Here is a 22,521-nt window from a genome sequence, read left to right on the forward strand (position 1 = left end):
GGCAAGGCTAACCGAGGCGCAGCTCAGGGGGTTCCGGTACGCCTTCGCGAGCGTTGCGCGAGGATGGGGGCCATGGATGCCGAGCTGTTTCCCCGGGCCCGGACGGAGGTCGCGCCGGGCGCCGTGCACCTGCCGGACTGGCTGCCTCCCGAGCGCCAGCGCGAACTTCTCGAGGCCTGCCGCGCCTGGGCCCGCCCGCCCGCCGGGCTGCGTACGGTCCGCACACCGGGCGGCGGCACGATGACCTCCCGGCAGGTCTGCCTCGGCTGGCACTGGTACCCGTACGGGTACGCGCGCACGGTGGTCGACGGGGACGAGGCGCCCGTGAAGGAGTTCCCCGGGTGGCTGGGGGAGCTGGGCCGGAGCGCGGTGGCCGACGCGTTCGGGGCTGATGCCGTCGGAGGCGACGAGATCGCGGACGGCGAGGTCCTGGGAGGCGAGGTCCTGGGAGTGGGAGGTGATGCCATGGGAGACGACGCCATGGGCGGCGCGGTGACAGCTCCGTACGCCATCGCGACAGCCCCCTACGACATCGCACTGATCAACTTTTACGACGCCGACGCCCGCATGGGCATGCACCGCGACAGCGACGAGAAGACCGACGCGCCGGTCGTGTCGCTCAGCCTCGGCGACACGTGCGTCTTCCGCTTCGGGAACACCGAGTCGCGGTCCCGCCCCTACACGGACGTGGAACTGCGCAGCGGCGACCTGTTCGTGTTCGGCGGACCGGCCCGGCTGGCCTACCACGGGGTGCCGCGTGTGTACGCGGGCACGGCGCCGGCGGAGTTGGGACTGACCGGCCGCCTGAACATCACGCTACGAGTGAGTGGCCTCCAAGCGGTCTCGGGGAAGTGAGGCCCGCCCCACGCCGCCCGGCCCGGCACCTTGGCGGGCGCGGGAACGCACCGCACTTCCCCGAGACCGCTCAGGCCACCGGACCGGCCACTGCACGACCGGATCATGGGAGACTCGCCCTCATGAGCGGCAATGCGGCCCCCGGAGCGGCGGGAGAGAGAACCACGAGGACACGGCTGGACCGAGGGCGGGGTGCGCTCGGGCCCGCGCTGGAGCTCGTGCACACGGGACGCGCGCCCACGCGAGCCGTGCTCACCGCCGAACTGGGAGTCACCCGCGCGACGGCGGGCGCGGTCGCCGCGGAGCTCGAAGCGCTCGGGCTGATCCACGTCGACGCGCGCCCCGGCGCGGCCGCCGGCTCGCAAGGGCGCCCCTCGCATCGCCTCGGACTCGCCGAGAACGGCCCCGTCGCCCTCGCCGCCCAAGTGCACGCCGACGGTTTCCGCGCGGCCCTGGTCGGCCTCGGCGGCCGTATCGTCGCGACCGCCCCCGGCTGCGAGACGGTCGACGCCGACCCGGCGAAGGTGCTCGGCTCGGTCGTCGAGGCGGGCGCCGAGCTGCTCCGGGAGACGGGACGCCGCTGCGTGGGTGCCGGACTCGCCGTACCGTCGGCAGTCGCCGAACCCGAGGGCACGGCCCTCAACCCGCTCCACCTGGCCTGGCCGGCGGGCGCACCCGTGCGGAAGATCTTCGCGGAGCGCATCCGCGCCGCCGGGATCGCCGGCCCGGCGTTCGCCGCCAACGACGTCAACCTCGCCGCGCTCGCCGAGCACCGGCACGGCGCGGGCCGCGGCGCCCGTGACCTGCTGTGCGTGGCCACCGGGCATCGAGGCGTCGGCGGTGCGCTGGTGCTCGACGGGCGTCTGCACACGGGCAGTTCGGGGCTCGCCCTCGAAGTCGGTCACCTCACGGTCAACCCGGAGGGGCGTCCCTGCCACTGCGGCAGCCGGGGCTGCCTGGACGTCGAGGCGGACCCCCTCGCCTTCCTGACGGCGGCGGGCCGCGACCCCGGCCCCGAGGTGTCGCTGCTCCAGCAGGCCAACGACCTGATCCGCGGCCAGTACGCCGACCCGACGGTCCGCGCTGCCGCCGAGGCACTGATCGATCGCCTCGGACTGGGACTCGCGGGCCTGGTCAACATTCTCAACCCGGACCGCATCATCCTCGGCGGGCTGCACCGCACACTGCTCGACGCCGACCCGGAGCGGCTGCGCGCCGTCGTGGCCGACCGCAGCCTGTGGGGGCAGAGCGGCGGCGTACCGATCCTCGCCTGCACGCTCGACCACAACAGCCTGGTGGGCGCCGCCGAGTTGGCCTGGCAGCCGGTCCTCGACGATCCGATCGCGGCGCTGGCTCAGAACTGAGTCACGGCGCTGGCTCAGGTGTGAGTCGCCGCTCTGGCTCAGGTCTGAGTGGCGCAGGCTCAGGTCGCGGCGCCGACGGATCCGTCCGGATTATCCGTATCGTCCGTCAAGCTCCACAACGCCGCCACCAACGGCCGCCGCAGATCGGATCGGCGCACGCACAGACCGATCGGGAACGGCTCCGGCGGGGGAGTGACGGCAAGCACCGTCAGGCGGTCGCGCACCGCGCTGTGGTCGAGGACGAGACGGGGTACGACACCGGTGCCGCAGCCGAGTGCCACCAGGGTCAACAGCCCCTCGTGGCCGTCGGGTTCGGCCGCCACCTCGGGTGTGGTGCCGTGTGCGCGGAACCAGCGGTGTGCCGCCTCCCGTACCAGTCCGCGGTGCGGCAGCACGAACGGCCCGTCGAGCCCGTCGTCCGTGCGCCCCCGGGCCGTCACGAAGACCAGCTCGGTCGTCGCCACCGTCCGGCTGACCAGGGGTTCCGGCAACCGCGCCGGGATGCCCGCGACCGCCACGTCGACCTCGCCCTCGTCGAGCCTGGCCAGCGCGGCCGCCGCGTCACCGGTCCGTAGATCGAGGCGGACCTGCGGATGCGCGGCCCGGAAGGGAGCCAGCAGGCCGGGCAGCAGCACCTGACAGGCCGTCACCGTCGCGAACACGGCGAGTCGGCCCGTGAGTTCGGCCGGGTCGGGGTGCTCCTCGCGGTACGCACGCCACAACTCCATCGCCTGGACGGCGTATTCGCGGAAGCGGTGGCCTTCCGCCGTCAGCGCCACACCTCGCGGACCGCGGTCGAGGAGCCGGTGGCCGAGCTCCGACTCCAACCGCTGCACGGTCCGGGTGAGCGTCGCCGGGCTGACATGACAGTCGAGGCTCGTCCGGCCGAAGTTCAGGGTCTGCGCCAAATGAAGGAAGAGACGCAGCTCCCGGTGGTCGTCACGCATGCCCTCACCTAGTCCTTTCACTTCACGCAACAGTGCGCTGCACAAGTTGCGCTTGCCGCAACACTCGGTCGGAGCCTACAACTCGGACCATGCCCTCAACCACGCACATCTCGACCAGGACCCCGACGACGTACACCTCCAGCGTCTTCCCGCTCGAAACCATGGCCGTCCCCGGCGGAGCCGAGACCATCCTGCGCGGCGGCCGCCACCTCTTCCCTCTCCTCCCGCGGGCCTTCGCGGGCGTCCACCGCGTCGGCGTCATCGGCTGGGGCCCTCAAGGCCGGGCCCAGGCAAGCAACTTGAGGGACTCGCTCGCCGACACGGACATCCGCGTCGCCGTCGGACTGCGCCCCGGCTCCGTCTCGGCCGCCGACGCCCGCGCGCACGGCTTCACCGAGGAGGACGGCACGCTCGGCGACTGGCTCACCGTCACCGCCGAGAGTGATCTGCTGATCCTGCTGATCGCGGACGCCGCGCTCGCCGCCCACCACGAGGAGATCTTCGCGGCGCTCAAGCCCGGCGCCACCATCGGGCTGTCACACGGCTTCCTGCTCGGCCATCTCCGGGAAACCGGCGGCGAGTTCCCCGCCGGGCACGGCGTGATCGCCGTCTGTCCCAAGGGGATGGGCGACTCGGTGCGGCGCCTCTACGAACAGGGCGCGGAGATCAACGGCGCTGGGATCAACAGCAGTTTCGCGGTCCACGCCGACCCCGACGGACGCGCGGTCGACCTCGCGCTGGGCTGGTCGGTCGCGCTGGGGTCCCCGTACACCTTCCGGACCACACTCGACAGTGAGTACCTCTCCGACATCGTCGGTGAGCGCGCGATCCTGCTGGGCGCCGTCCACGGCATCGTCGAGAGCCTGTACACGCGCTTCCGCCTCGCGGGCGACGACGCGGTTACTGCGTACGAGAGGTCCTGCGAGAACGTCACCGGCCCGATCGCCCGCACGATTTCCGGCGACGGCCTCCGGGCCGTGCGCGAGAACCTGGACCCAGCCGCGCGTGCCGTCTTCGACCGCGCGTACGCGGCCACCTACGGCCCTGCCCGCGACCTCGTGGCCGAGATCTACGACGAGGTCGCCGACGGCACCGAGCTGCGCAGCGTGATCCTCGCCGAACGCCGGCTCGGCAGCCGCCCGATGACCGTGATCGGCGGCTCGCCGATGTGGGCGGCGGGCGATGAGGTCCGCGCCCGCCGGACCCAACGCACCCTGCCCGTCGACCCGTTCACGGCCGGCGTGTTCGTCGCCACCATGACGGCCCAGATCGATGAGTTCGTCGAGCGCGGCCACCCCTGGTCGGAGATCGTCAACGAGTCGGTCATCGAGGCCGTCGACTCACTGCTGCCGTACATGCACGCCCGCGGCGTCGCGTACATGGTCGACAACTGCTCCCGTACGGCCCGCCTCGGCGCCCGCCGCTGGGGCCCGCGCTTCCAGGCGGCGTACGAGCAGATCGCCTTCCCCGCCTCCCGGCTCCCGGCCGACCAAGCCCTGTTGGACGCCTTCGACACCCATCCCGTGCACGGCGCCCTGGCCGCTGCCGCGAAGCTCCGGCCGTCCGTGGACATCGCCGTGGCCTAGGGGAGGCCGACGGATCCTCAGGGCCAATCCGCGGAGAACGCCCGCCCGGGGTTCTCGGTGAGGATTCTCCCCATCAGGTCCTTGCCGAGCGCGAGTTCGAGTCGTGGCTTCACCCGGCGGAGCAGATACGGCATCCCCGGCCCGCCGTTCACCGAGCGTGCCCCGGCCGTCGTGGTGTCTCCGCCGAGCAGCAGCCGGTCGCCGAAACCGGCGTCGGCGAGAGCCCGTACGGCGTCCGGCATGCACCAGTCCGTGGCGTGGTTGGCCCGGGAGGGTCCGTCGAAGGCGAGGTACGCGCCCGCGTCGGCGGCCTCTCGATGAACCACCAGATCGGGGGAGCGGTTGAGGTGCCCGAGGATCACCCGGTGCGGTGCCACCCCCAACTCGCCGCACAGCAGGTCGAGTACATCGAGTGCGCCCGTGCCCAGCTCCAGATGTACGGCGATGGGCGCACCCGTCCTGTGGTGCGCCTCGGCCGCCGCGGTCATCGTCCAGCGGGCGTGCGCGTCGACCGCGTGGAAGCCGCCCGCCACCTTGATGAACCCGGCTCGGACTCCCGAGGTGCCCAGGCCCTCCGTCAGCTCGGACACGAAGAGGCCGGCTAGCCTGCCCCGCAGTTCGCCGAGCAACTCCGGGGCGTAGTGGGCGGCTTGGTGAAGGCCGGTCGCGGCGACCACGTGGACGCCGGTGGAGCGGGCGAGCAACGGCAGGTCCGCGGCCCGCCGCCCCAGGCCGTACGGGGTCCACTGCACGACACTGCCGCCGCCCGCCGCACGGAACGCGGCCAGTTCGGCCGTCGCGGCGGACGCGTCGCGCAACTCCTGCCTGGGAAGCCGGGGGCTGCTGAGGAACAGGTGGTCGTGGGCGTCGCACAGCCCCAAGTCCGCTGGGGATACATCTCCCAGGACCGTACGGACAGCAGGGACGGCGGGTATCGGTCGGGCCGTACCGGCCGTGCTCACCACTGCCGACCCCGCGCCAACCGGTCGCGCCCCGGTGCCGACAGATGCAGTACCCGGTACACCTCGCCGGCCGCCTTGGGCGTGTCATGGGCCCAGAGGGAGAAGTGCACCAGTTCCCAGTGACGCGGATCGACGGCGACTGCGGCACACACCGCGCCGTCCAGCGCGGCCAGCCTCCCGGCCTCCCGCACGGCCTCCTGCGTCACCTCGGCGAGCGGGACCCCCTCCGGAACGCTCACGCGCCTGCGTACCGCGACCTGGGGCGCGGAGGCCGCGGACACCCCGTCCTCGTACGCGAGGCCCATCCAGTGCTGCACGACCGGGCGGCCGAAGTCGTTCACCAGGCCCTGGAAGCCCGGGCCCCAGAGGAAGGAGTTCATGCCCTCGGGGGTGTGCCACAGGTAGAACGGCCCGTACTGGTTGACCGGCGAGCCGTCCACCCCGCGCTCGCGCATCAGATAGGCCTTGAGACCGAGGCCGTCCCAGTCGTCGAGCAGGTGCCCGACGCGGGACACCCGGTCGCGGATGATCCCCATGTCGTAGTCGGCGGGCAAAGTGAGCTCGTACTGCATCGCGTGCACGGAGGCGCCTTCCTCGGGACTCAGGATTCGGACTCGGACTCGGTGTTCCTCGCACGGAGTGTCCGCGCGCGTCACCGAGCACGGGAGAGCAGGGAGAGCAGCCCGCGCACTCCCGTGTCGAAGGCGGCAGCCGACCCGGACGCGCGCGCCAGTACATAGCCGCCCTGGACTGTCGAGACGATCACCGCGGCGATCTCCTCGCCGTCCAGCGAGGGCGCGAACTCGCCCCGCTCCTGGCCCTCTTCGACGATCCCGGCGAGCCGCTCGCGCAACCAGTCCAGCGTCTCGTCGACGGGCGCGCGCAGCTCGTCGCTCTCGATGACCTCCGGGTCCATCGTGAGCCGCCCGACCGGGCAGCCGCGCAGCACATCGCGCTCGCGCCGGAGATAGGCCTCGATGCGCTGGTAGGGAGAACCAGGGCCGCCGAGTACTCCCTCGGCGGTAGCGCGCATTTCCTCCGCCGTGCGCCCAATCGCGGCCAGGGCCAGGTCGGACTTGCCGGTGAAGTGGTGGTACATGCTGCCCTGACCGGCGCCCGACCGCTGCAGGATCGCCTTGGGGCTGGTGCCCACGTAGCCGCGCTCCCACAGCAGCTCGCGGGTGGCCTCGATCAGTCGCTCCGGAGTGCTCATGCACCCACTGTACATACCAGTAGGTACAGAAGTGCGGGGGTGTGGAAGCAGCCGCGCGCCCACTGCGTACTCCCGCGGGGGTACGCACACTGCCGCTGACCGTATGACGACCCGGACCCCCTCCCGGGACGAGTCTCGAAGCATCACCGAAACAGCCAGAAACAGCCAGAGACAGCCACTTGAGGAGATGACTTCAGATGCAGACTCTCGCGCACTGGGACGGCGGCCCCGGCCCGTGGATCCTGTTCTTCCCGCTGATCTGGGCGGCTGTCGTGATCGGCGTCGTAACCCTCCTTCGCCGTACCGTGTGGCGCGGTCGCCGAGGCCCGTGGCGCGCTATGGACGACGCCCGCACGGACGCCCGTACCACCGGCGACTCGCCGATCGCGATGCTCGGCCGGCGCTTCGCCTCCGGCGAGATCGACGAGGACGAGTACTGGCGCCGGCTCTCCGTCCTGGACGAGCAGTTCGGGCGTACGGGCAAGGGCGGTGCGGCATGAGCACCGCGACCGCCACGAAGGGCACGAAGACCGCGGCACGTGTCGCCGACGCCGTGAAGGTGTACGGCAGCGGCGACACCGCCGTGCGGGCCCTGGACGCGGTCAGCGTCACGTTTCCGGCCGGGCGCTTCACCGCGATCATGGGGCCCTCGGGCTCCGGCAAGTCCACCCTGATGCACTGCGCGGCCGGCCTGGACGCCCTCACCTCCGGGGCGGCGTTCATCGGCGACACCGAACTGAGCAAACTCGACGACCGCCGCCTCACGATGCTGCGCCGCGAGCGCATCGGCTTCGTCTTCCAGGCCTTCAACCTGGTGCCGACGCTGACCGTCGCGGAGAACATCACGCTGCCCATGGACCTCGCGGGCGGCAAGGGCAAGGGCAACGGCTCGGCGGAGTGGATCGACGCGCTCGTCGACGTCGTGGGGCTGCGCGACCGGCTGCACCACCGTCCGTCCGAGCTCTCCGGCGGACAGCAGCAACGCGTCGCCGTGGCCCGCGCGTTCGCCGGACAGCCCGATGTCGTCTTCGCCGACGAGCCGACCGGCAACCTCGACTCGCGCTCCGGCGAGGAGGTCCTGAACCTCCTCGGCCGGGCCGTACGCCAGATGGACCGCACGGTCGTCATGGTCACCCACGACCCGGTCGCCGCCGCGCATGCCGACGAGGTCGTCTTCCTCGCCGACGGCCGCCTCGTGGACCGGATGGAATCCCCCACGGCCGACAAGGTCCTCGACCGCATGAAGGCCTTCGACAGCAAGGGGGCACCATCATGAACGCGTCCGTGCGGATCAGCGTGTCGTCCCTGCGCGCTCACAAACGACGCTTCGCCGGTACCTTCCTGGCGGTGCTGCTCGGCGTCGCCTTCCTGGCCGGCACCCTCGTCATGGGCGACACGCTGCGCGCCAGCTTCGACACGATGTTCGGCAACGCGACCAGCGGCACGGACGCCGTCGTCCGCAGCGCCGACACCATCACCACGCCCGGCGAGAGCGAAGGCGTGCGCCAGCCCGTCGACACGGACCTGGTGAAGACCGTCGACGAGACGCCCGGTGTCGCCGCCGCCGTGCCCAACATCCAGGGCGCGGGCCAACTCGTCGCCGCGAACGGCAAGCCGATCGGCGGCGAGGGACCGCCCACGCTCGCGGGCAACTGGATCGACGACCCGAAACTCAACTCGTACCAACTCGCCGAAGGGCGGGCCCCGTCGAAGTCAGGCGAGGTCGTCGTCAACCGCGGCGCGGCCGAGACGGGCGACTTGAGGATCGGCGACACGACGACGCTGCGGACGCCCGATCCGGTCAAGGTGACGATCGTCGGCCTCGCGACCTTCGGCGGCGAGGACGGCATGGCGCAGGTGACCTTCACCGGCATGACACAGGCCGACGCCGAGAAGTACCTGACCGCGAGGCCCGGAGAGGCCGCGAGCATCCTGGTGCGAGCCGGTCCCGGCACCGGGCAGCAGGAACTCGTCGACGCCCTGACTCCCGTACTCCCCAAGGGAATTGAGGCGATCACCGGGCAGGAGCTGGCCGAGGAGAACAACGACATGATCTCCGGGCAGTTCCTGAGCCTCTTCACCACCTTCCTGCTGGTGTTCTCCGGTGTGGCGCTGCTGGTCGCGACCTTCTCCATCCACAACACCTTCGCGATCGTCGTCGCCCAACGCACCCGCGAAAACGCCCTGTTGCGAGCCCTCGGCGCCTCGCGGCGCCAGGTCACCGCCTCGACCCTCGTCGAGGCGAGCGCGGTCGCCGTTGCGGCGTCCGCCGCCGGTCTCGCGGGCGGCATCGGTATCGCGGCCGGCCTCCAGGCACTGTTCCCGGCCATCGGATTCCCGTTCCCCGAGGGCGACTTGGTGATCAGCGGCCTGGCGATGATCCTGCCGCTCGCGGTCGGCGTCGTGGTCTGCCTCGGCTCCGCGCTGCTGCCCGCCGTACGCGCCGGGCGCACCGCACCCCTGGCAGCGCTGCGGGAGACGTCCGTCGACCAGTCCGGCGCGTCCCGCACCTGCGCGGTCGTCGGCACCGGTCTCGCCGCACTGGCGGTCGCCATCACACTGACCGGTGTCATCGTCAGTCCCTCCCTGTGGCTCGCGGGCGCCGGGGCCCTGTTGGCACTGGCCGCCTTCGTGGTCCTCGGCCCGGTCGCGTCGACCACCGCCGTACGCGTCCTGGGCAGCCCCCTCGACCGACTGCGCGGAGTCACCGGCGGCCTGGCCCGCCGCAACGCCCTGCGCAGCCCGAAGCGGACCGCCGCCACCGCGAGCGCGTTGATGATCGGCGTCGCCGTCGTCTCGTTGTTCACGGTGTTCGGCGCTTCCCTGAAGGCCACCATGGACCAGACGGTGTCCCGGTCCTTCGCGGGTGATGTCGCGGTGAGCACCCCGTCGTTCGGGGCGGGCGGCAGCGGACTGAGCCCGAGGCTCGCCGGTGCGATCGCCGAGCGGCCCGAGGTCGACACGGCGGTCGGACTCGGCCGAGGAGTCGCCGAAGTCGAGGGCGAGGGAAGGGCGTTGACGGTCACCGACCCGGTCGCGCTCGCCCGCACCTTCGACCTCGGCAAGGTCCAGGGCTCGCTCCAGGACCTGGGAGCAGACGGCATCGCCATCACCCAGAACGAGGCCGACAAGCAGGGTCTCAAGACCGGCGACACCACTCAACTCGCCTTCACCGACGGCGAGAAGGAGACCTTCACGGTCCGCGCGGTCTACGGCCAGTCGGAACTCGCCGGCGACTACGTCATCACCCGCGACGCCTGGGCCCCGCACCGCACCCAGGACTCCGACACGCTTGTCGCCGTCTCCTTCAAGGACGGCGTGAGCGCGGCAGACGGCAAGACTGCGGTCGAGAAGGTCGCGGCGGCGTACGGCAATCCGGAGGTGCAGACCCGCGACGAGTACGCGCAGTCCTCGGCCGGCGGCATCGACATGATGCTCACCCTGGTCTACGCGCTGCTCGCGCTCGCGGTGCTCATCGCGCTGCTCGGAATCGCCAACACGCTGACGCTGGCGGTCCACGAACGCACCCGTGAACTCGGCCTGTTGCGGGCCGTCGGGCAGACCCGTTCACAGCTGCGCGCCATGGTCCGCTGGGAGTCGGTGCTGGTCGCCGCGTTCGGCACGGCGGGCGGACTCGCGCTCGGCGGGTTCCTCGGCTGGGTACTGGTCAAGGCATCCGACGGAGCCTCCGACAGCGCCTTCGCCTTCGCGGTGCCGCCGGTCCAGCTCCTGGTGGTGGCCCTGGTGGGCCTCGCGGCCGGAGCCCTCGCGGGCTGGCGCCCGGCCCGGCGGGCCGCACGCCTCGACGTGCTGCGCGCCATCGCCACCGAATGACGGGCCATCGCGGAATGACGGGCCTTCGCCGTCGTGTGAACCAGGTGACGGAGGAGGCCTTGGTCACCGCCCGGTCAGCCGGCAACGGCCGACCGGGCGGGAGCGTGTCCGGCCTTGAGCACGCCGGCGGCGTGCTCCACCTCCGCGAAGCTGCGGGCGGGCGACTCCGCGGCCGCGCCGTACGGCGGGCAGGGAGGCAGCGCCGCCGTGGGGGAGGATGCCGGAAGCGTGAACCACACGACCTTGCCCGACTCGCCGTCCGGGCGCACACCCCAGCTCTCGCTGACCGCGGCGATCATCGCGAGCCCGCGCCCGCAGGTGTCGGAAGCGTCGGCGTCCCGTACCTCGGGCAGCCGGGGGTCGTGGTCGTGCACCGACACCGTGAGCCGGTCGAGCAGCAGCTCGATCTCCACGGTGCACAGCTTGTCGGGCCGGGCGTGCTGGTGGACGTTGGTCAACAGCTCCGTCACACCGAGCGCGGCCCGGTCTATCAAGGCGTCCAGATGCCAGTAGCGCAACTGCGCAGAGACGATTCTGCGGACCTGGCCGATCCGCGACGGCAGGGCTTGGAGCTCCACCGTGCAATGCCTGCTTGGCTGGCTGATCACGGCTGCGACTCCCCGAATTGAGGTCCGGAAGAAGACGGAGTACGGATCCAGCGGGCTGCCTGCGCGCGACGGCCGCCTGCTGTTGGTGGCCGGCGGGCTGGTTCGCAGCGTTATCGCCGGTAAACCCAGAGTGACGTGAGAACAGCGTGACCCAGGAGGTGCGGCCCCGCAACTCGCGGCGATCCGGGCAGCTGTACTTGTGGCGGCCGGAGCCTCAGTGCCCGCGCCCCGCCGCCTTGCGTACGGCCTCGATGAACCGGCGGGCCGCCGGTGGGCCGGGCTCCCCCGGAGCCGGGTCGTGGTCACCCAGGGTGAGCAGATAGCGCGTGCCGTTGACGTCCGCCAGCGCCCGGTCGTCGTGGGCGAACCAGGGCTTCGACGCCCGGACCGCCTGTACCGGCGCGCTGTCGATCTCGCTGCCGTAACTGGTGAGCAACTCCAGCCTGCCGCCGCTGATCCGGACCTGTCCGGCCCGCGTGAGCGAACGCAGCCTCTTTCCGATCCGCACGCCTGTGGCTGTGAACTCCGGCTCCGCCATTGTGCCCCGCCCCCTAGTGCGCTTCGGTGGTGCTCTGTCGTGATCCGGCGTGGATCCTGATCCAGTGTGCATCCCCGCATGGGATCGCCGTCCCCTGCGGTGCAGTCTGCCCGCGTCCGGCGTCGAGCACCAGTGCGCATGACGACGTCACAGGTGCTCTCCGGCGCACTCGCGCGGATGCGCCCCCCACCGCCCGCGCACAGGTGCACCAGGGGTTGCTTTGAGGGGCTCAAAGTTATGTTTATGCAGGTGAGGAGGGTGCGGAAGGTGTCTATGATCGGGGTGTCCGACCGGGTGAACCGGCGTCGGCGCGACCCGAAGGAGCCCCGCCGTGACGACCCCACAGCAGGCCCGCCCCTATGAGCCGATCGCCACGCTCGATGTCGACCGCAGCGACACGGAGTACCGGCACTGGCTGAAGGAAGCCGTACGCAAGGTCCAGGCCGATGCCAACCGCTCGGCCGACACGCATCTGCTGCGCTTCCCGCTCCCCGAGAAGTGGGGCATCGACCTGTATCTCAAGGACGAGTCCACCCACCCCACCGGCAGCCTCAAGCACCGCCTGGCGCGCTCGCTCTTCCTGTACGGCCTGTGCAACGGCTGGATCCGCCACGACCGCCCTGTCATCGAGGCGTCCAGCGGATCCACTGCCGTCTCCGAGGCGTATTTCGCCAAGCTGATCGGGGTGCCCTTCATCGCGGTCATGCCCCGCACGACCAGCGCCGAGAAATGCCGCCTGATCGAGTTCCACGGCGGGCAGTGCCACTTCGTCGACGACCCGCGGACGATGTACGCGGAGTCGGCGGCCCTGGCGGCCCAGACCGGCGGGCACTTCATGGACCAGTTCACCTACGCGGAGCGGGCCACGGACTGGCGCGGCAACAACAACATCGCCGAATCGATCTACCGCCAGCTGGAGCTGGAGCGGTACCCCGAACCCGCGTGGATCGTCGCCACGGCCGGCACCGGCGGCACGTCGGCGACCATCGCGCGATACGTGCACTACATGCAGCACAACACCCGCATCTGTGTGGCTGACCCGGAGAACTCCTGTTTCTTCGAGGGCTGGACCACGGGCGACGCGAACGTCACCACCGACTGCGGTTCGCGCATCGAGGGCATCGGCCGGCCGCGCATGGAGCCGAGCTTCGTGCCGGGCGCCATCGATCGGATGATGAAGGTGCCGGACGCGGCCAGCGTGGCCGCCGTGCGGGCCCTGGAACAGGCCATAGGGCGCAAGGCGGGCGGCTCGACCGGTACGGGTCTGTGGGGCGCGCTGAAGATCGTCGCCGAGATGGTGGCGGCGGGGCGTACGGGGAGCGTCGTCACGCTGCTGTGTGACCCCGGGGACCGCTATCTGGACAAGTACTACTCGGACGAGTGGCTGGCCGGTCAGGGACTGGATATCGCTCCGTATGCGGCGGCGATCGAGTCGCTGCTCGTTACCGGGGTCTGGCCGGACTGAGCGGAGCACGCCGCGGGGAACGCGGTACGCAGACTGCGGGTCATCCGTGGCTGGTCGCGCAGTTCCCCGCGCCCGTGAGGGGCGCCCCGGCCGGCCGCCACCTCGGCCCTGGGCACGTCGTCCCGTCTCACGCGTGCGTAGAGCTCAGCCGGCGATCCAGCTTTGTCACCGCGTCGCGGAACGCGCGGCCCAGGCCCGACCGGCCCAGCTTTGTCGCGAACCGGAACGCGGCCGTTCCGTCGGCGGCCCAGGTCCATTGGACCCGTGTCCCCGTCGCCTGCCGGGTGAGCCGCCACTCCTCGATGAGGGCGCGGACTCCGGGGGCGTTGGTCTCGTCGACGCGGTAGGCGTAGACCTCGGCGGGCTCGGCCGCGATGACCGTCTCCTGGAAGCGTGTCCCGCCCTTGAGGCGGATCTGCCGCCCGGCGCCGCCTTCGGTCGACCGGGCGAGCGTCACCGCCGAGAACCACTCCGGCCAGCCGGCCACATCCTCGGCCAGCGCGCGAAAGACCGCCTCGGGAGACGCGGTCACCTCTCTCGCGAACACCAGACGCACCGGAGCGGTGTCGATGAAGTCGAGCCCCACCGGGCGCAGTCGGCGAGCCATGTACGGAACCCCCTCGCGGGAACGAATCCGGACGGAACCTCAGGCCCACGGAATCCCCGACCCACGGAACCTCGAACCCGAGGTGAAGCGGGGTGTGCGCGCGGGCACGGTCACCTTAGCTGGCGGACCGTCAGATGTCTGTACCGTCATTGTCGTCCGTGCTGTCCGTGCCGTTGTCCGGCTCGCCCGCCACCACCAGACGCCGCAGGTGCTCGGAGACCTCCGTACGCGCTTCGGCGGGCAGCCCGGCGTCGGTGACCAGCGTGTCGATCTGCTCCAGCGCGGCGAACGAACTCAGGCCGACCGTGCCCCACTTGGTGTGGTCCGCGACCACGACGACACGTCGCGCGGACTGCACGAGCCGCCGGTTGGTCTCGGCCTCCGCCAGGTTCGGGGTCGACAGGCCGGCCTCGACCGATATGCCGTGCACACCCAAGAAGAGGACGTCGAAGTGGAGCGCCTCGATCGCCTGGTCCGCGACGGGCCCCACCAGCGAGTCGGACGGGGTGCGCACGCCACCGGTCAGGACGACCGTCGCCGCCCCCGGCCGCTGCCCCGAGGTGCGCTGTGCGGAGTGGAAGACGTCGGCCACGCGTACCGAGTTGGTGACCACGGTCAGATCCGGCACGTCGAGGAGCTGATGGGCGAGGGCGTACGTCGTCGTACCGCCCGACAGCGCGATCGCCGTCCCCGGCGTGACCATGGCCGCGGCGGCCCGCGCGATGTCCTCCTTGGCGGTCAGCTCCAAGCCCGACTTTGCCTCGAAGCCGGGCTCGTGGGTGCTCGCCTCGACCACAGGTACGGCGCCGCCGTGCACCTTCTCCACCACGCCCTGCCGGGCGAGTGCGTCGAGGTCACGGCGGACCGTCATGTCGGAGACGCCGAGTTTCCTGGTGAGTTCGTTGACGCGGACGCCGCCGCGCCGCCGGACCTCGTCGAGGATCAGAGCGCGTCGCTGCTCCGCGAGGAGGTTCTGATTCTCGCTCACGTCCGCTCCGGTTCCTTTCGCCTCGACACGCCGACATGTTCCTGGACATCCTCCGACAAGGGCGTTTCTTCACGCCTCCGGTCCCCGGGACGCCCCATCCTTGCATGGGTCCCCGCAGGTCGCGCCACTGCCTGTGGCGATGCGCACACGTCACGCTGTCATCTTTTGTTCGTCACTGTCACACGGATCGGGGAGATTCCGTGACGAGTGGTGCGCACGGGCAGCGCAAGAGAGATCCTTGTACCTGAACATGACACATATGCCACACGGGTATCACGGGGGAAACGGAACAGTGGAGCGTCCACAGGAGCGGACCTCGACGGACGAGGCGAGCGGCTCCGAGCAGCGGCCCATGACGGCCGACACCGCACTCGAACTGCTGGTCCACGGCGTCGGCGGCACGACGCCCGAGGAAATGTTGAACGATCCGCGGACCGTCCGGATCACCGGTGACGACACGGCGGCGGTCTTCCGGCGCGTCGACGACACCGAAGCGGAAGAAGAAGCGCGAAAAGAAGCGGAAGAACGGCCCGAGGAGCACCGGAGCAAACCGGTGCCCGAGGCGTACGTCTGGTGCAACCTGACCTCCGGCAACGGCTCCCGGGCGCTGTGGTTACTGCTCCTTCCGTTCATGGTGGTCAACCTTGCCCACTGGATGCGGCCCACGGTGAGCGACAACCGGACGCGGACGGTACGCCTCTACGGCCTGCTCGTCCGCCTGGCGGGCCTGACCCTCACGGTGCTGCTGGTCGCTGCCGCCTGCGAGGTGGCCCTCGACCTGACCGCCTGGCAGTGCGCGGGCACGCGCGCGTGTGCGCAGCAGCACTCCTGGCTGGGCTTCCTCTCCCCGGCCGACGCCGGCTCCGAGGAGCGCTGGTGGAGCCAGCCCGGCCGCCGCCTCGCCCTCGCCTCCCTCGTGCCCGCCGCCCTCACCGGCCTCCTCTGGTACCTCTCGCACCGCACCTGGAGCACGTACGAGTCCGCGCAGCCGATGTCGCGGCAGGACGAGTCCGACGAGGAGAGCGGCCGGGCCGGGCTCGGCCGCCCCGGCTTCTGGTACGGGCGCCGCCTCGTGGCCCGGCTGCGCGCCGCGCACGCCGCCGCGGGCCTGCTGACGGTGGTCGCGGCGGTCGGCACCTCCGCCGCCCGCTACGACCGCGATGCTGGCGGCCCGGTCGCCCTGGAGGCGCTCGGCCGGCTCCTGGAGGCAACGCTCGCGGTGGGCGCGGTCGTCGTGCTGTGGGTGGTCTGCCGCCGGGGCCGCAGCGAGAACCGTCTCGACCAGCACCTCGACCGAAGCGTGGTGTGCTGGCTGCCCATCGGTTCGCTCATCCTGCTCGCGCTCACCCTCGTGTACGCAGGCTGGTCGCGCCCGGAATGGCAGTCGGAGCGCCGGCTGCCCGGCGACGCGATCTTCGGCGCCATCGCCCTCGGCCAAGGCCTGCTCGTGGTCGCGCTCGGGGTGGTGGCCCACCTCCTGTACCGCGCCCACCCGGACACCCGTACCGCGATGCGCGGCCTGGCCGGGCCCGCCGTCGCGATGCTGGCCTGCGCCCTGGGCGGCGTGATGTCCGGCGGCGTGGCCCAGCGCGTCGCCGACTGGCTGGACGGCACCGGAGGAACGATCAAGGGCCCGCCCGTCTTCCTGACCTGGCAGGCATCCGTCATCCCGCCCCTCATCGTCGTCCTGCTGGGACTCATCGGCTGGCTGGCCTGGCGCACCATGGTGCTGCGCCGCTCCGAGATGGCCGCCGTGGAACGGGACTACGAGGAAGAGCCCAAGGACACCGCGCGTACCCGTCGCATCGCGAGTACGCGCGCGATGGCCGCCCTCACCGACCGGGCGCCCCTGATCGTCGGCATCACCTCCACCGTGACGCTGCTCCTGGGCGCACTGGCCCTCGTGGGTGCCATGACCACCGACAAGGTCCCGGGTGAGGCCGCGCACGGCGCGCACGCCATCGTGCAGGGCGCCGCCGACACCGCGCAGGCGCTCGGCTCCTGGCTGATCGGCGCCGGCTTCATACTGTTCGTAGCCTCGGGCCGCCGCGCCTACAAGGACCCCTCGGCCCGGCGCACCATCGGCATCCTGTGGGACGTCGGCACCTTCTGGCCGCGCGCGGCTCATCCCTTCGCTCCCCCCTGCTACGCCGAGCGCGCCGTGCCCGACCTGACCTGGCGCATGGCCACCTGGACCAGCACCACGGGCGGCCGCCTCGTCATCTCCGGCCACTCCCAGGGCAGTGTCCTCGCGGCCGCCGCGGCCTGGCAGCTCAAGCCGTCGGTACGCAAGCGGGTCGCGTTGCTGACGTACGGCTCACCTCTGGAGCGGCTCTACGGGCGCTGGTTCCCGGCCCACTTCGGGCCCGCCGCGCTCAGCAGCCTGCACCGCGAGGTCGACTGCTGGCGCAACCTGTACCGGGCCACCGACCCCATCGGCGGCCCCGTCCGGCTCCCCGGCGACTGCGGTCCGCAGGTCGACCACGAACCTCTCCAGGATCCGCTGGCCTACGGCCGCACCCAAGAGCACCCGCTGCCCGCGCCGATCCTCGGACACTCCGAGTACCAGGCGGACCCGGCGTTCGCGCGGGAGCGGGAGAAGCTGCTCGCGCGGCTCAGGCCGGGAGTGCCGGGCCCGCGCCCGGAGAGCGAGTCGGACGGGCCTCACGAGCCGCAGCTGGACCCATCGCCGACGGGATGAGGCCTCATGGAAGGTCCGGCAGGTCCTCCGCGTACAGCAGGGTGAGGTCGTCCGTGCTCGGCTCGTCGAGCTGGGCGACCCGCCCCGCGTGCCGCTCCACCATCGCCTCGAAGGTCTGCCGCGCGGTACGGCCGTTGCCGAACGCGGGCCCCTTCGGGATCGCCGTGAAGTACTTGATCAGCGCCTCGGACGCGCCGGGCGCCAACTGGTACTCGTGCTCCTCGGCCTGCTGCTCCACGATCCGCAGCAGCTCCTCGGCGTCGTAGTCGCTGAAGGTGATGGTCCGTGAGAAACGGGACGCCACCCCGGGGTTGACCGACAAGAAGCGTTCCATCTCGGCCGTATAGCCCGCGACGATCACCACCACGGCCTCCCGGTGGTCCTCCATCAGCTTCACGAGCGTGTCGATGGCCTCGCGGCCGAAGTCGCGCCCCGAGTCCTCCGGCGAGAGCGCGTACGCCTCGTCGATGAACAGCACCCCGCCGCGCGCCTTGTCGAAAGCCTCCTGCGTACGGATGGCTGTGGAGCCGATGTGCTCGCCGACCAGGTCGACCCGGGACACCTCGACGAGATGCCCCTTCTCCAGGACGCCGAGCGAGGCCAGGATCTCGCCGTACAGCCGGGCGACCGTCGTCTTGCCTGTGCCTGGCGAGCCCGTGAAGACCAGATGGCGCCGCGCGGAGGCCGCTTTCAGGCCCGCCAGTTGGCGGCGGCGGCCCACTTCGATCATGTCGGTGAGGGCCCGCACCTCACGCTTGACGCTGTCCAGGCCCACCAGTGCGTCCAGTTCACCGAGCACCGCCTTCGACGTCCGCGCGGCCGGCTCCGGTCCCTGTGGGGTGACGAGCGGCTCCTGCTCGGTGGCGCGCTGGCCCGGGATCGCCCCCAGCAGGCCGGGGGACTGGCTCGTGGTCTGCACGGCGGTCTCGTGCGCCGGGGGGCGCACACCGGCGCTCTCGTCGCTCGTGCAGTCCTCGACCGTGGGGCCGGTGCCGGAGGCCTGGTCGCCGCCGGCGTCCGCGAACTCGTAACCGCCGCGCGCACACCGCTCCGTACGGCACTTCTTGAGCGTCGTACGGCTGCCGTCGATCACATGGAACCCGTAGCCTCCGCTGCCCGTGACCCGGCAGCCGTGGAAGCTGCCCCGGCCGCCCGCGGACACGTAGAAGCCCGCCTCCGCCGGCGAGGTGATGGTGCACCGCTCGATCGTGGGGTCGGCGCCCTTGGTGACGATCACACCCGTCTGCGTGCCGTCCACGGTGCAGCCCGAGAGCGTCCCGCCGCTGCCGTGGTCGCGGAACCAGGCGCCTGTCGCGGCGTCCCGGATCCGGCAGTCGTCGAGCTGCGCGGTGGCGCCGTCACTCACCGAAACCGCCGTGTTGCGCACTTGCGAGATGTCGCTGTCGACGACGTCCGCGCGCGAGCCGCGGTCGAGGACGAAGAGGGCGTCCGGCACGTCGTGCACCCGGCAGGAGTCGAGCACGACGGTCGCGCCGTCGCTGACCCACACCGCGGGGTAGTCGCCCGTACTGTCGTGGATCTCGCACTGGTTGGCGTCCACGCGGGTGCCGGGGTCCCAGACCGACAGACCGTTGCGCCCGAACTGCCGCACGGTGGAACGGGTCATGGTGAGGACCGAGCGGGAACGCAGGTCGATCGCGTTCTCCGGGATGTCGTGGATGCGGCAGTCGGCGAGTGTCAGCACGGCGTCCGTGTCGAGCGTGACGCCGTCCGCGGTCGTACGGTGCACATCGCAGTCGGTGAGATGCGCCGTGGCCCGTGCGGTGACCTGTATGCCGCTGCCCCTGACCTCGTACACCTCGCAGCCCACCGCTTCGAGGGCGGACTGCTCGCCCGTCACCGACAGGCCCGCGCCCGAGGTGTGGTGCACCCGGCAGCGTTCCAGGCGTGGATGGGCGCCCCCGCGCACGGCGATGCCCGACTGGCCGGCCGCGACGACCTCGCACTCCTCGAACACCCCGCCCCCGCCGTCCAGTACGGCGATACCGATGCCCGCCGGATTGTCCACCGTGCATCGCCGGACCGTCGGACGCGCACCACCGCGCACCTCGATCCCGGCCGCGGACCGCGTGACGATCCGGATGTCCATGAGCTCCGGAGTGCCCTCCTCGACGAGCAGCGCGGGCGCGGCCGAGTCCTGGCCCTCCACGAGCAGGTCCTGGACCACGGCGGAGGCACGCACCGTGAGAGGCACTCCGTCGATGGGCGCGATGCGCACCGAGCCGGGGGAGCCCTCGGGGCCACGCAGCGTCACCGCTCGCTGGACCACGAGGTTCTCCCGGTAGGTCCCGGCAGCGACGGTGAGGACATCACCGTCGGCCGCGGCCTCCAGGGCCGCGGCGAGCGATGCGTACTCACCCGTGCGGCGCCGCCACCGCGACGTACCGGTGTGCGTCACCTGGACCGTGCCCTGTGCCATGGCGCTGTTGTGCCCCCACCTTGTCGTACGCGGGTCCTGAGAGGCTGTCGCCGATACCCGGCCGGACCAACTCGGCTTACGGGCAACGAGAAAAGCCTCTCACGACGGTGCCGAACACCTCGGCCGGTCCACCGTAGCGTGCGCGGAGGCGGCCGGTTGACCGGAGCGGGGAGGCTGTCAGCTGCCCGTGCCCGTCCTGCCCCAGTCCGGCCCGGCCTGCGACCATGCCTGGTCCCAACGGACGTACCTGCGCCGCACCATGCGCCAGACCATCAGCCGCCGGGCACCCTCCACGAGACCCGCGCACACTGCGGCCGTGCCGAATCCGGCGAGAACCGCGTGTGTCGCCGCGGTCGCGGTGTCCAGTGGCCGGCCGACTATTCGGCCTTGCTCGTCCGTCCACAGCGTGAAGTGGTCGCCGCGGTGCGGGGAGTCGAGCGCCGCCATGACCGTGTCGCGCCGCGCGGTGCCGTCCGGTGCCGTCCAGTTGGCGACGACGCGGCTGTGGGAGTCACGCCCCGAGGCCGTCTCGGGGTCGGGGTCGAGCGGGGTGCGGTCCGCTTTCTTGATGACGGTCGCGACCACCGGATGGCGGTCCTGTCGCTGCTCCCGCACGGACTGCTGCAGGGCGTCCTGGGCGAGCCCTCCGACCAGCAGACCGAGCAGGGGCGCGGCGACGAGGATCAGCAGCAGCGCGGCCAGCGCCAGCCACGCCTCGGCGAGGTCCGTCGGTCGCCGCAGCGGGTTGTGCCGCCAACGCCAGAGTCCCCTGATTGCCCGCACTGTCCCGCACCCCCTTCCGCGTCCGTGATAACCCCCAACGGAGTCGTTCACGCGCGGGGCCGGGGAAGAGAGAGCGAAATCACCCCTCGTACCGGCCTCTCATGAACTTCTCATGAAGCTCAACGGCCGTGCCCGGCGCCAGTGTTCCCCACGAGAGGGGCTATTCGAGGATCACGACCGGATCGCCCACGCGGACCGTGCCGGGGGACTCCGGCACGAGGTTCTGCCCGAAGACCAGTTTGTCGCCGAAGCGGCGGTGGCGCGCGAGGGTGCGCAGCGGCTCCCTGCCCCGCTCGGCGGTTGTCTGATCGGTGGTGGTCACGACGCAGCGTCCGCACATCTTGGCGACCCGGAAGGTGACCTCCCCGATGGCGAGACGGGACCAGTCGTCCTCGGCCCAGGAGGCGGTGCCCTCGACGACCACGTTCGGCCGGAAGCGGTTCATGGGGAGCGGGCCCTCGCCGTGCCGGTCGCCCTGCGCGACAAGCGCGTTGAGGGCGTCGAGCGAGGCGAGCGTGGTGAGCAGCAAGGGATAGCCGTCGGCGAAGCTGACGGTCTCGCCCGGCCGTGCGAACTCCGGGTCGATGGGCCGGCGCGTGGCCGGGTCGTCGAGGTGCACGAGACGCACCTGGGTGCCGAGATAGTCGCTGAACCAGGCGTGTGCCGCGGCGTCGGCGAGGACCCCCTCCACCTTGTCGCTCCAGATTTCCACCGTCGTCGTCCCCGTCGGCTCGCGCACGGGGACGGTCAGCGGCTCACGGCCGGGCGCGGACAACCCGATACCGCCGCCGGGCAACGGCTCGGCGGCGGCCAACGCCATGCGCGGCTGAGGGCGTTGGGTGACAACCTTGCCTGCCTCGTCGATCAGTACCCAGCGCCGGTCGCCCGCCAGACCCCATGGCTCCACTACGGCCTCGCGCGGGGCATGCCCCCTGGCCGCCTTCAGCGGATAGAAGTGGATCGAGTGCAGCACCGGCTTCGACATGAGGCCATCCTGCCAGCGAGCACGGACAACCTCCGCCGAATAACCTCAGTAGCCCCGGTACTGCTGGTTGTTGTACGGATCCTGGTACGGCGCCGGGGCGGGGCGCGGCGCCGCGGGGCGCATCGCTTCGTAGCCCGTGCCGCCCGCCATGGGGCGCTGCGGCTGGGGGGCCTGGGGGCCCGGGTAGCCGCGGGGCGCGCCGGCCTGCTGCGGGATGTAGGGCGCTGCGGCCTGCTGGAGCGGGGCGGGCTGCTGCGCCTGCGGGTAACCGTACGAAGGGGCCTGCGGCGAGGGAGCGGCCGGCAGCGCGGGCAGCGCCGACGGAAGCGCGGGCAGGTGATTGCCCGTGTCGTAAGCCGCGGGGACCCGGATCGGGGCGATCTGCGGGGTTCCCCGCTCGGCCACGAGGGAGTCGTAGATCGGAGTGTCCGGGAAGGAGGCGGAGTAGTAACCGCCGCCATAGGTGGAGCGGGGGGAGGTCATGGCACATAAGTTAAGCCCACGATGTGCTGGTTGGGGAGACAGATAAGAGGGTTGTTTTTCGTGTCGGCGGTGACGTGGCATCCCCAATGCGAGCGAACTTGGTAAAAAAGGGCGACAGACGGTGTTGGGATCATGTAAAGGCCGAGTTCCGGGCGGGTTACC

Annotated in this window: 20 protein-coding genes; 8 read left to right on the top strand and 12 right to left on the bottom strand. The window is 71.5% G+C overall.

Annotation, left to right across the window (positions count from 1 at the left end; translation table 11 throughout):
* Positions 1-72 precede the first annotated feature (72 nt).
* On the top strand, positions 73-855 hold the full coding sequence (locus tag ACTWQR_RS28750) for an alpha-ketoglutarate-dependent dioxygenase AlkB family protein (RefSeq protein WP_443230089.1): 783 nt from the start codon (positions 73-75) through the stop codon (positions 853-855).
* Positions 856-977: 122 nt separating this feature from the next.
* Complete coding sequence (locus ACTWQR_RS28755) at positions 978-2,219, top strand: ROK family protein (protein ID WP_443230090.1); 1,242 nt, start codon at positions 978-980, stop codon at positions 2,217-2,219.
* Between the two features lie 59 nt (positions 2,220-2,278).
* On the opposite strand, the gene ilvY is transcribed toward ACTWQR_RS28755, so the two are convergent.
* Positions 2,279-3,166, bottom strand: coding sequence for an HTH-type transcriptional activator IlvY (ilvY, locus tag ACTWQR_RS28760; protein ID WP_443230091.1), 888 nt, complete (start codon positions 3,164-3,166; stop codon positions 2,279-2,281).
* A gap of 89 nt (positions 3,167-3,255) precedes the next feature.
* On the opposite strand from ilvY, the gene ACTWQR_RS28765 reads away from it, so the two are divergent.
* Positions 3,256-4,752: a ketol-acid reductoisomerase gene (locus tag ACTWQR_RS28765; protein WP_443230092.1), complete on the top strand. Its 1,497-nt coding sequence runs from the start codon at positions 3,256-3,258 to the stop codon at positions 4,750-4,752.
* A 17-nt stretch (positions 4,753-4,769) separates the two neighbouring features.
* On the opposite strand, the gene ACTWQR_RS28770 is transcribed toward ACTWQR_RS28765, so the two are convergent.
* The 3 genes from ACTWQR_RS28770 to ACTWQR_RS28780 all read right to left on the bottom strand — a co-directional run bounded on the left by ACTWQR_RS28770 (position 4,770) and on the right by ACTWQR_RS28780 (position 6,942).
* On the bottom strand, positions 4,770-5,687 hold the full coding sequence (locus tag ACTWQR_RS28770; RefSeq protein ID WP_443230131.1) for a phosphotriesterase family protein: 918 nt from the start codon (positions 5,685-5,687) through the stop codon (positions 4,770-4,772).
* A 23-nt stretch (positions 5,688-5,710) separates the two neighbouring features.
* Positions 5,711-6,295: a DUF4865 family protein gene (locus ACTWQR_RS28775; protein ID WP_443230093.1), complete on the bottom strand. Its 585-nt coding sequence runs from the start codon at positions 6,293-6,295 to the stop codon at positions 5,711-5,713.
* A gap of 71 nt (positions 6,296-6,366) precedes the next feature.
* The gene (locus tag ACTWQR_RS28780) at positions 6,367-6,942 is read right to left on the bottom strand and encodes a TetR/AcrR family transcriptional regulator (protein ID WP_443230094.1); all 576 of its coding nucleotides are present in this window, start codon (positions 6,940-6,942) and stop codon (positions 6,367-6,369) included.
* Between the two features lie 182 nt (positions 6,943-7,124).
* Between ACTWQR_RS28780 and ACTWQR_RS28785 the strand changes: the two genes are divergently transcribed.
* From ACTWQR_RS28785 to ACTWQR_RS28795, 3 genes are read left to right on the top strand one after another with little or no spacing between them, the layout of a single operon-like run.
* Entirely contained in the window at positions 7,125-7,427 is a 303-nt protein-coding gene (locus ACTWQR_RS28785; protein WP_443230095.1) for an SHOCT domain-containing protein, read from the top strand.
* Positions 7,424-8,203, top strand: a complete 780-nt coding sequence (locus ACTWQR_RS28790; RefSeq protein ID WP_443230096.1) for an ABC transporter ATP-binding protein — start codon at positions 7,424-7,426, stop codon at positions 8,201-8,203. Before ACTWQR_RS28785 ends, ACTWQR_RS28790 begins: the two co-directional genes overlap by 4 nt.
* Positions 8,200-10,761, top strand: coding sequence for an ABC transporter permease (locus ACTWQR_RS28795; protein WP_443230097.1), 2,562 nt, complete (start codon positions 8,200-8,202; stop codon positions 10,759-10,761). Before ACTWQR_RS28790 ends, ACTWQR_RS28795 begins: the two co-directional genes overlap by 4 nt.
* A 74-nt stretch (positions 10,762-10,835) precedes the next feature.
* Here the strand turns inward: ACTWQR_RS28795 and ACTWQR_RS28800 are convergent, their stop codons facing one another.
* The gene (locus ACTWQR_RS28800) at positions 10,836-11,369 is read right to left on the bottom strand and encodes an ATP-binding protein (RefSeq protein ID WP_443230098.1); all 534 of its coding nucleotides are present in this window, start codon (positions 11,367-11,369) and stop codon (positions 10,836-10,838) included.
* 214 nt (positions 11,370-11,583) lie between these two features.
* The gene (locus tag ACTWQR_RS28805; RefSeq protein ID WP_443230099.1) at positions 11,584-11,907 is read right to left on the bottom strand and encodes a hypothetical protein; all 324 of its coding nucleotides are present in this window, start codon (positions 11,905-11,907) and stop codon (positions 11,584-11,586) included.
* A 331-nt stretch (positions 11,908-12,238) separates the two neighbouring features.
* Here ACTWQR_RS28805 and ACTWQR_RS28810 point away from each other — a divergent pair, with 331 nt between their 5' ends.
* Positions 12,239-13,372, top strand: coding sequence for a PLP-dependent cysteine synthase family protein (locus ACTWQR_RS28810; protein ID WP_443230100.1), 1,134 nt, complete (start codon positions 12,239-12,241; stop codon positions 13,370-13,372).
* A gap of 127 nt (positions 13,373-13,499) precedes the next feature.
* On the opposite strand, the gene ACTWQR_RS28815 is transcribed toward ACTWQR_RS28810, so the two are convergent.
* Together ACTWQR_RS28815 and ACTWQR_RS28820 are read right to left on the bottom strand one after the other, a co-directional pair.
* On the bottom strand, positions 13,500-13,979 hold the full coding sequence (locus ACTWQR_RS28815; RefSeq protein WP_443230101.1) for an SRPBCC family protein: 480 nt from the start codon (positions 13,977-13,979) through the stop codon (positions 13,500-13,502).
* Positions 13,980-14,109: 130 nt separating this feature from the next.
* A complete protein-coding gene (locus tag ACTWQR_RS28820) occupies positions 14,110-14,967 on the bottom strand; it encodes a DeoR/GlpR family DNA-binding transcription regulator (protein WP_443230102.1) in 858 nt (285 codons plus the stop codon).
* Positions 14,968-15,259: 292 nt separating this feature from the next.
* Between ACTWQR_RS28820 and ACTWQR_RS28825 the strand changes: the two genes are divergently transcribed.
* The gene (locus ACTWQR_RS28825) at positions 15,260-17,668 is read left to right on the top strand and encodes a hypothetical protein (RefSeq protein WP_443230103.1); all 2,409 of its coding nucleotides are present in this window, start codon (positions 15,260-15,262) and stop codon (positions 17,666-17,668) included.
* Between the two features lie 4 nt (positions 17,669-17,672).
* Here the strand turns inward: ACTWQR_RS28825 and ACTWQR_RS28830 are convergent, their stop codons facing one another.
* From ACTWQR_RS28830 to ACTWQR_RS28845, 4 genes are all read right to left on the bottom strand, one after another.
* A complete protein-coding gene (locus ACTWQR_RS28830) occupies positions 17,673-20,108 on the bottom strand; it encodes a right-handed parallel beta-helix repeat-containing protein (RefSeq protein WP_443230104.1) in 2,436 nt (811 codons plus the stop codon).
* A gap of 177 nt (positions 20,109-20,285) precedes the next feature.
* Positions 20,286-20,891: an Rv1733c family protein gene (locus ACTWQR_RS28835; RefSeq protein WP_443230105.1), complete on the bottom strand. Its 606-nt coding sequence runs from the start codon at positions 20,889-20,891 to the stop codon at positions 20,286-20,288.
* A gap of 160 nt (positions 20,892-21,051) precedes the next feature.
* Positions 21,052-21,876 (bottom strand): MOSC domain-containing protein, encoded by an 825-nt coding sequence (locus tag ACTWQR_RS28840; protein ID WP_443230106.1) that lies wholly within the window; start codon positions 21,874-21,876, stop codon positions 21,052-21,054.
* Between the two features lie 45 nt (positions 21,877-21,921).
* Positions 21,922-22,359, bottom strand: coding sequence for a DUF6643 family protein (locus ACTWQR_RS28845; RefSeq protein WP_443230107.1), 438 nt, complete (start codon positions 22,357-22,359; stop codon positions 21,922-21,924).
* Between the last annotated feature and the right edge of the window lie 162 nt (positions 22,360-22,521).

The sequence above is a fragment of the Streptomyces sp. 2A115 genome, assembly GCF_052245575.1.
GTDB lineage: Bacteria > Actinomycetota > Actinomycetes > Streptomycetales > Streptomycetaceae > Streptomyces.

Coding starts and splice junctions, on each gene's coding strand:
- ACTWQR_RS28750 (WP_443230089.1), top strand. CDS start 73: ATGGATGCCGAGCTGTTTCCCCGGGCCCGGACGGAGGTCGCGCCGGGC.
- ACTWQR_RS28845 (WP_443230107.1), bottom strand. CDS start 22,359: ATGACCTCCCCCCGCTCCACCTATGGCGGCGGTTACTACTCCGCCTCC.
- ACTWQR_RS28755 (WP_443230090.1), top strand. CDS start 978: ATGAGCGGCAATGCGGCCCCCGGAGCGGCGGGAGAGAGAACCACGAGG.
- ACTWQR_RS28780 (WP_443230094.1), bottom strand. CDS start 6,942: ATGTACAGTGGGTGCATGAGCACTCCGGAGCGACTGATCGAGGCCACC.
- ACTWQR_RS28815 (WP_443230101.1), bottom strand. CDS start 13,979: ATGGCTCGCCGACTGCGCCCGGTGGGGCTCGACTTCATCGACACCGCT.
- ACTWQR_RS28790 (WP_443230096.1), top strand. CDS start 7,424: ATGAGCACCGCGACCGCCACGAAGGGCACGAAGACCGCGGCACGTGTC.
- ACTWQR_RS28785 (WP_443230095.1), top strand. CDS start 7,125: ATGCAGACTCTCGCGCACTGGGACGGCGGCCCCGGCCCGTGGATCCTG.
- ACTWQR_RS28765 (WP_443230092.1), top strand. CDS start 3,256: ATGCCCTCAACCACGCACATCTCGACCAGGACCCCGACGACGTACACC.
- ACTWQR_RS28795 (WP_443230097.1), top strand. CDS start 8,200: ATGAACGCGTCCGTGCGGATCAGCGTGTCGTCCCTGCGCGCTCACAAA.
- ACTWQR_RS28840 (WP_443230106.1), bottom strand. CDS start 21,876: ATGTCGAAGCCGGTGCTGCACTCGATCCACTTCTATCCGCTGAAGGCG.
- ACTWQR_RS28805 (WP_443230099.1), bottom strand. CDS start 11,907: ATGGCGGAGCCGGAGTTCACAGCCACAGGCGTGCGGATCGGAAAGAGG.
- ilvY (WP_443230091.1), bottom strand. CDS start 3,166: ATGCGTGACGACCACCGGGAGCTGCGTCTCTTCCTTCATTTGGCGCAG.
- ACTWQR_RS28830 (WP_443230104.1), bottom strand. CDS start 20,108: ATGGCACAGGGCACGGTCCAGGTGACGCACACCGGTACGTCGCGGTGG.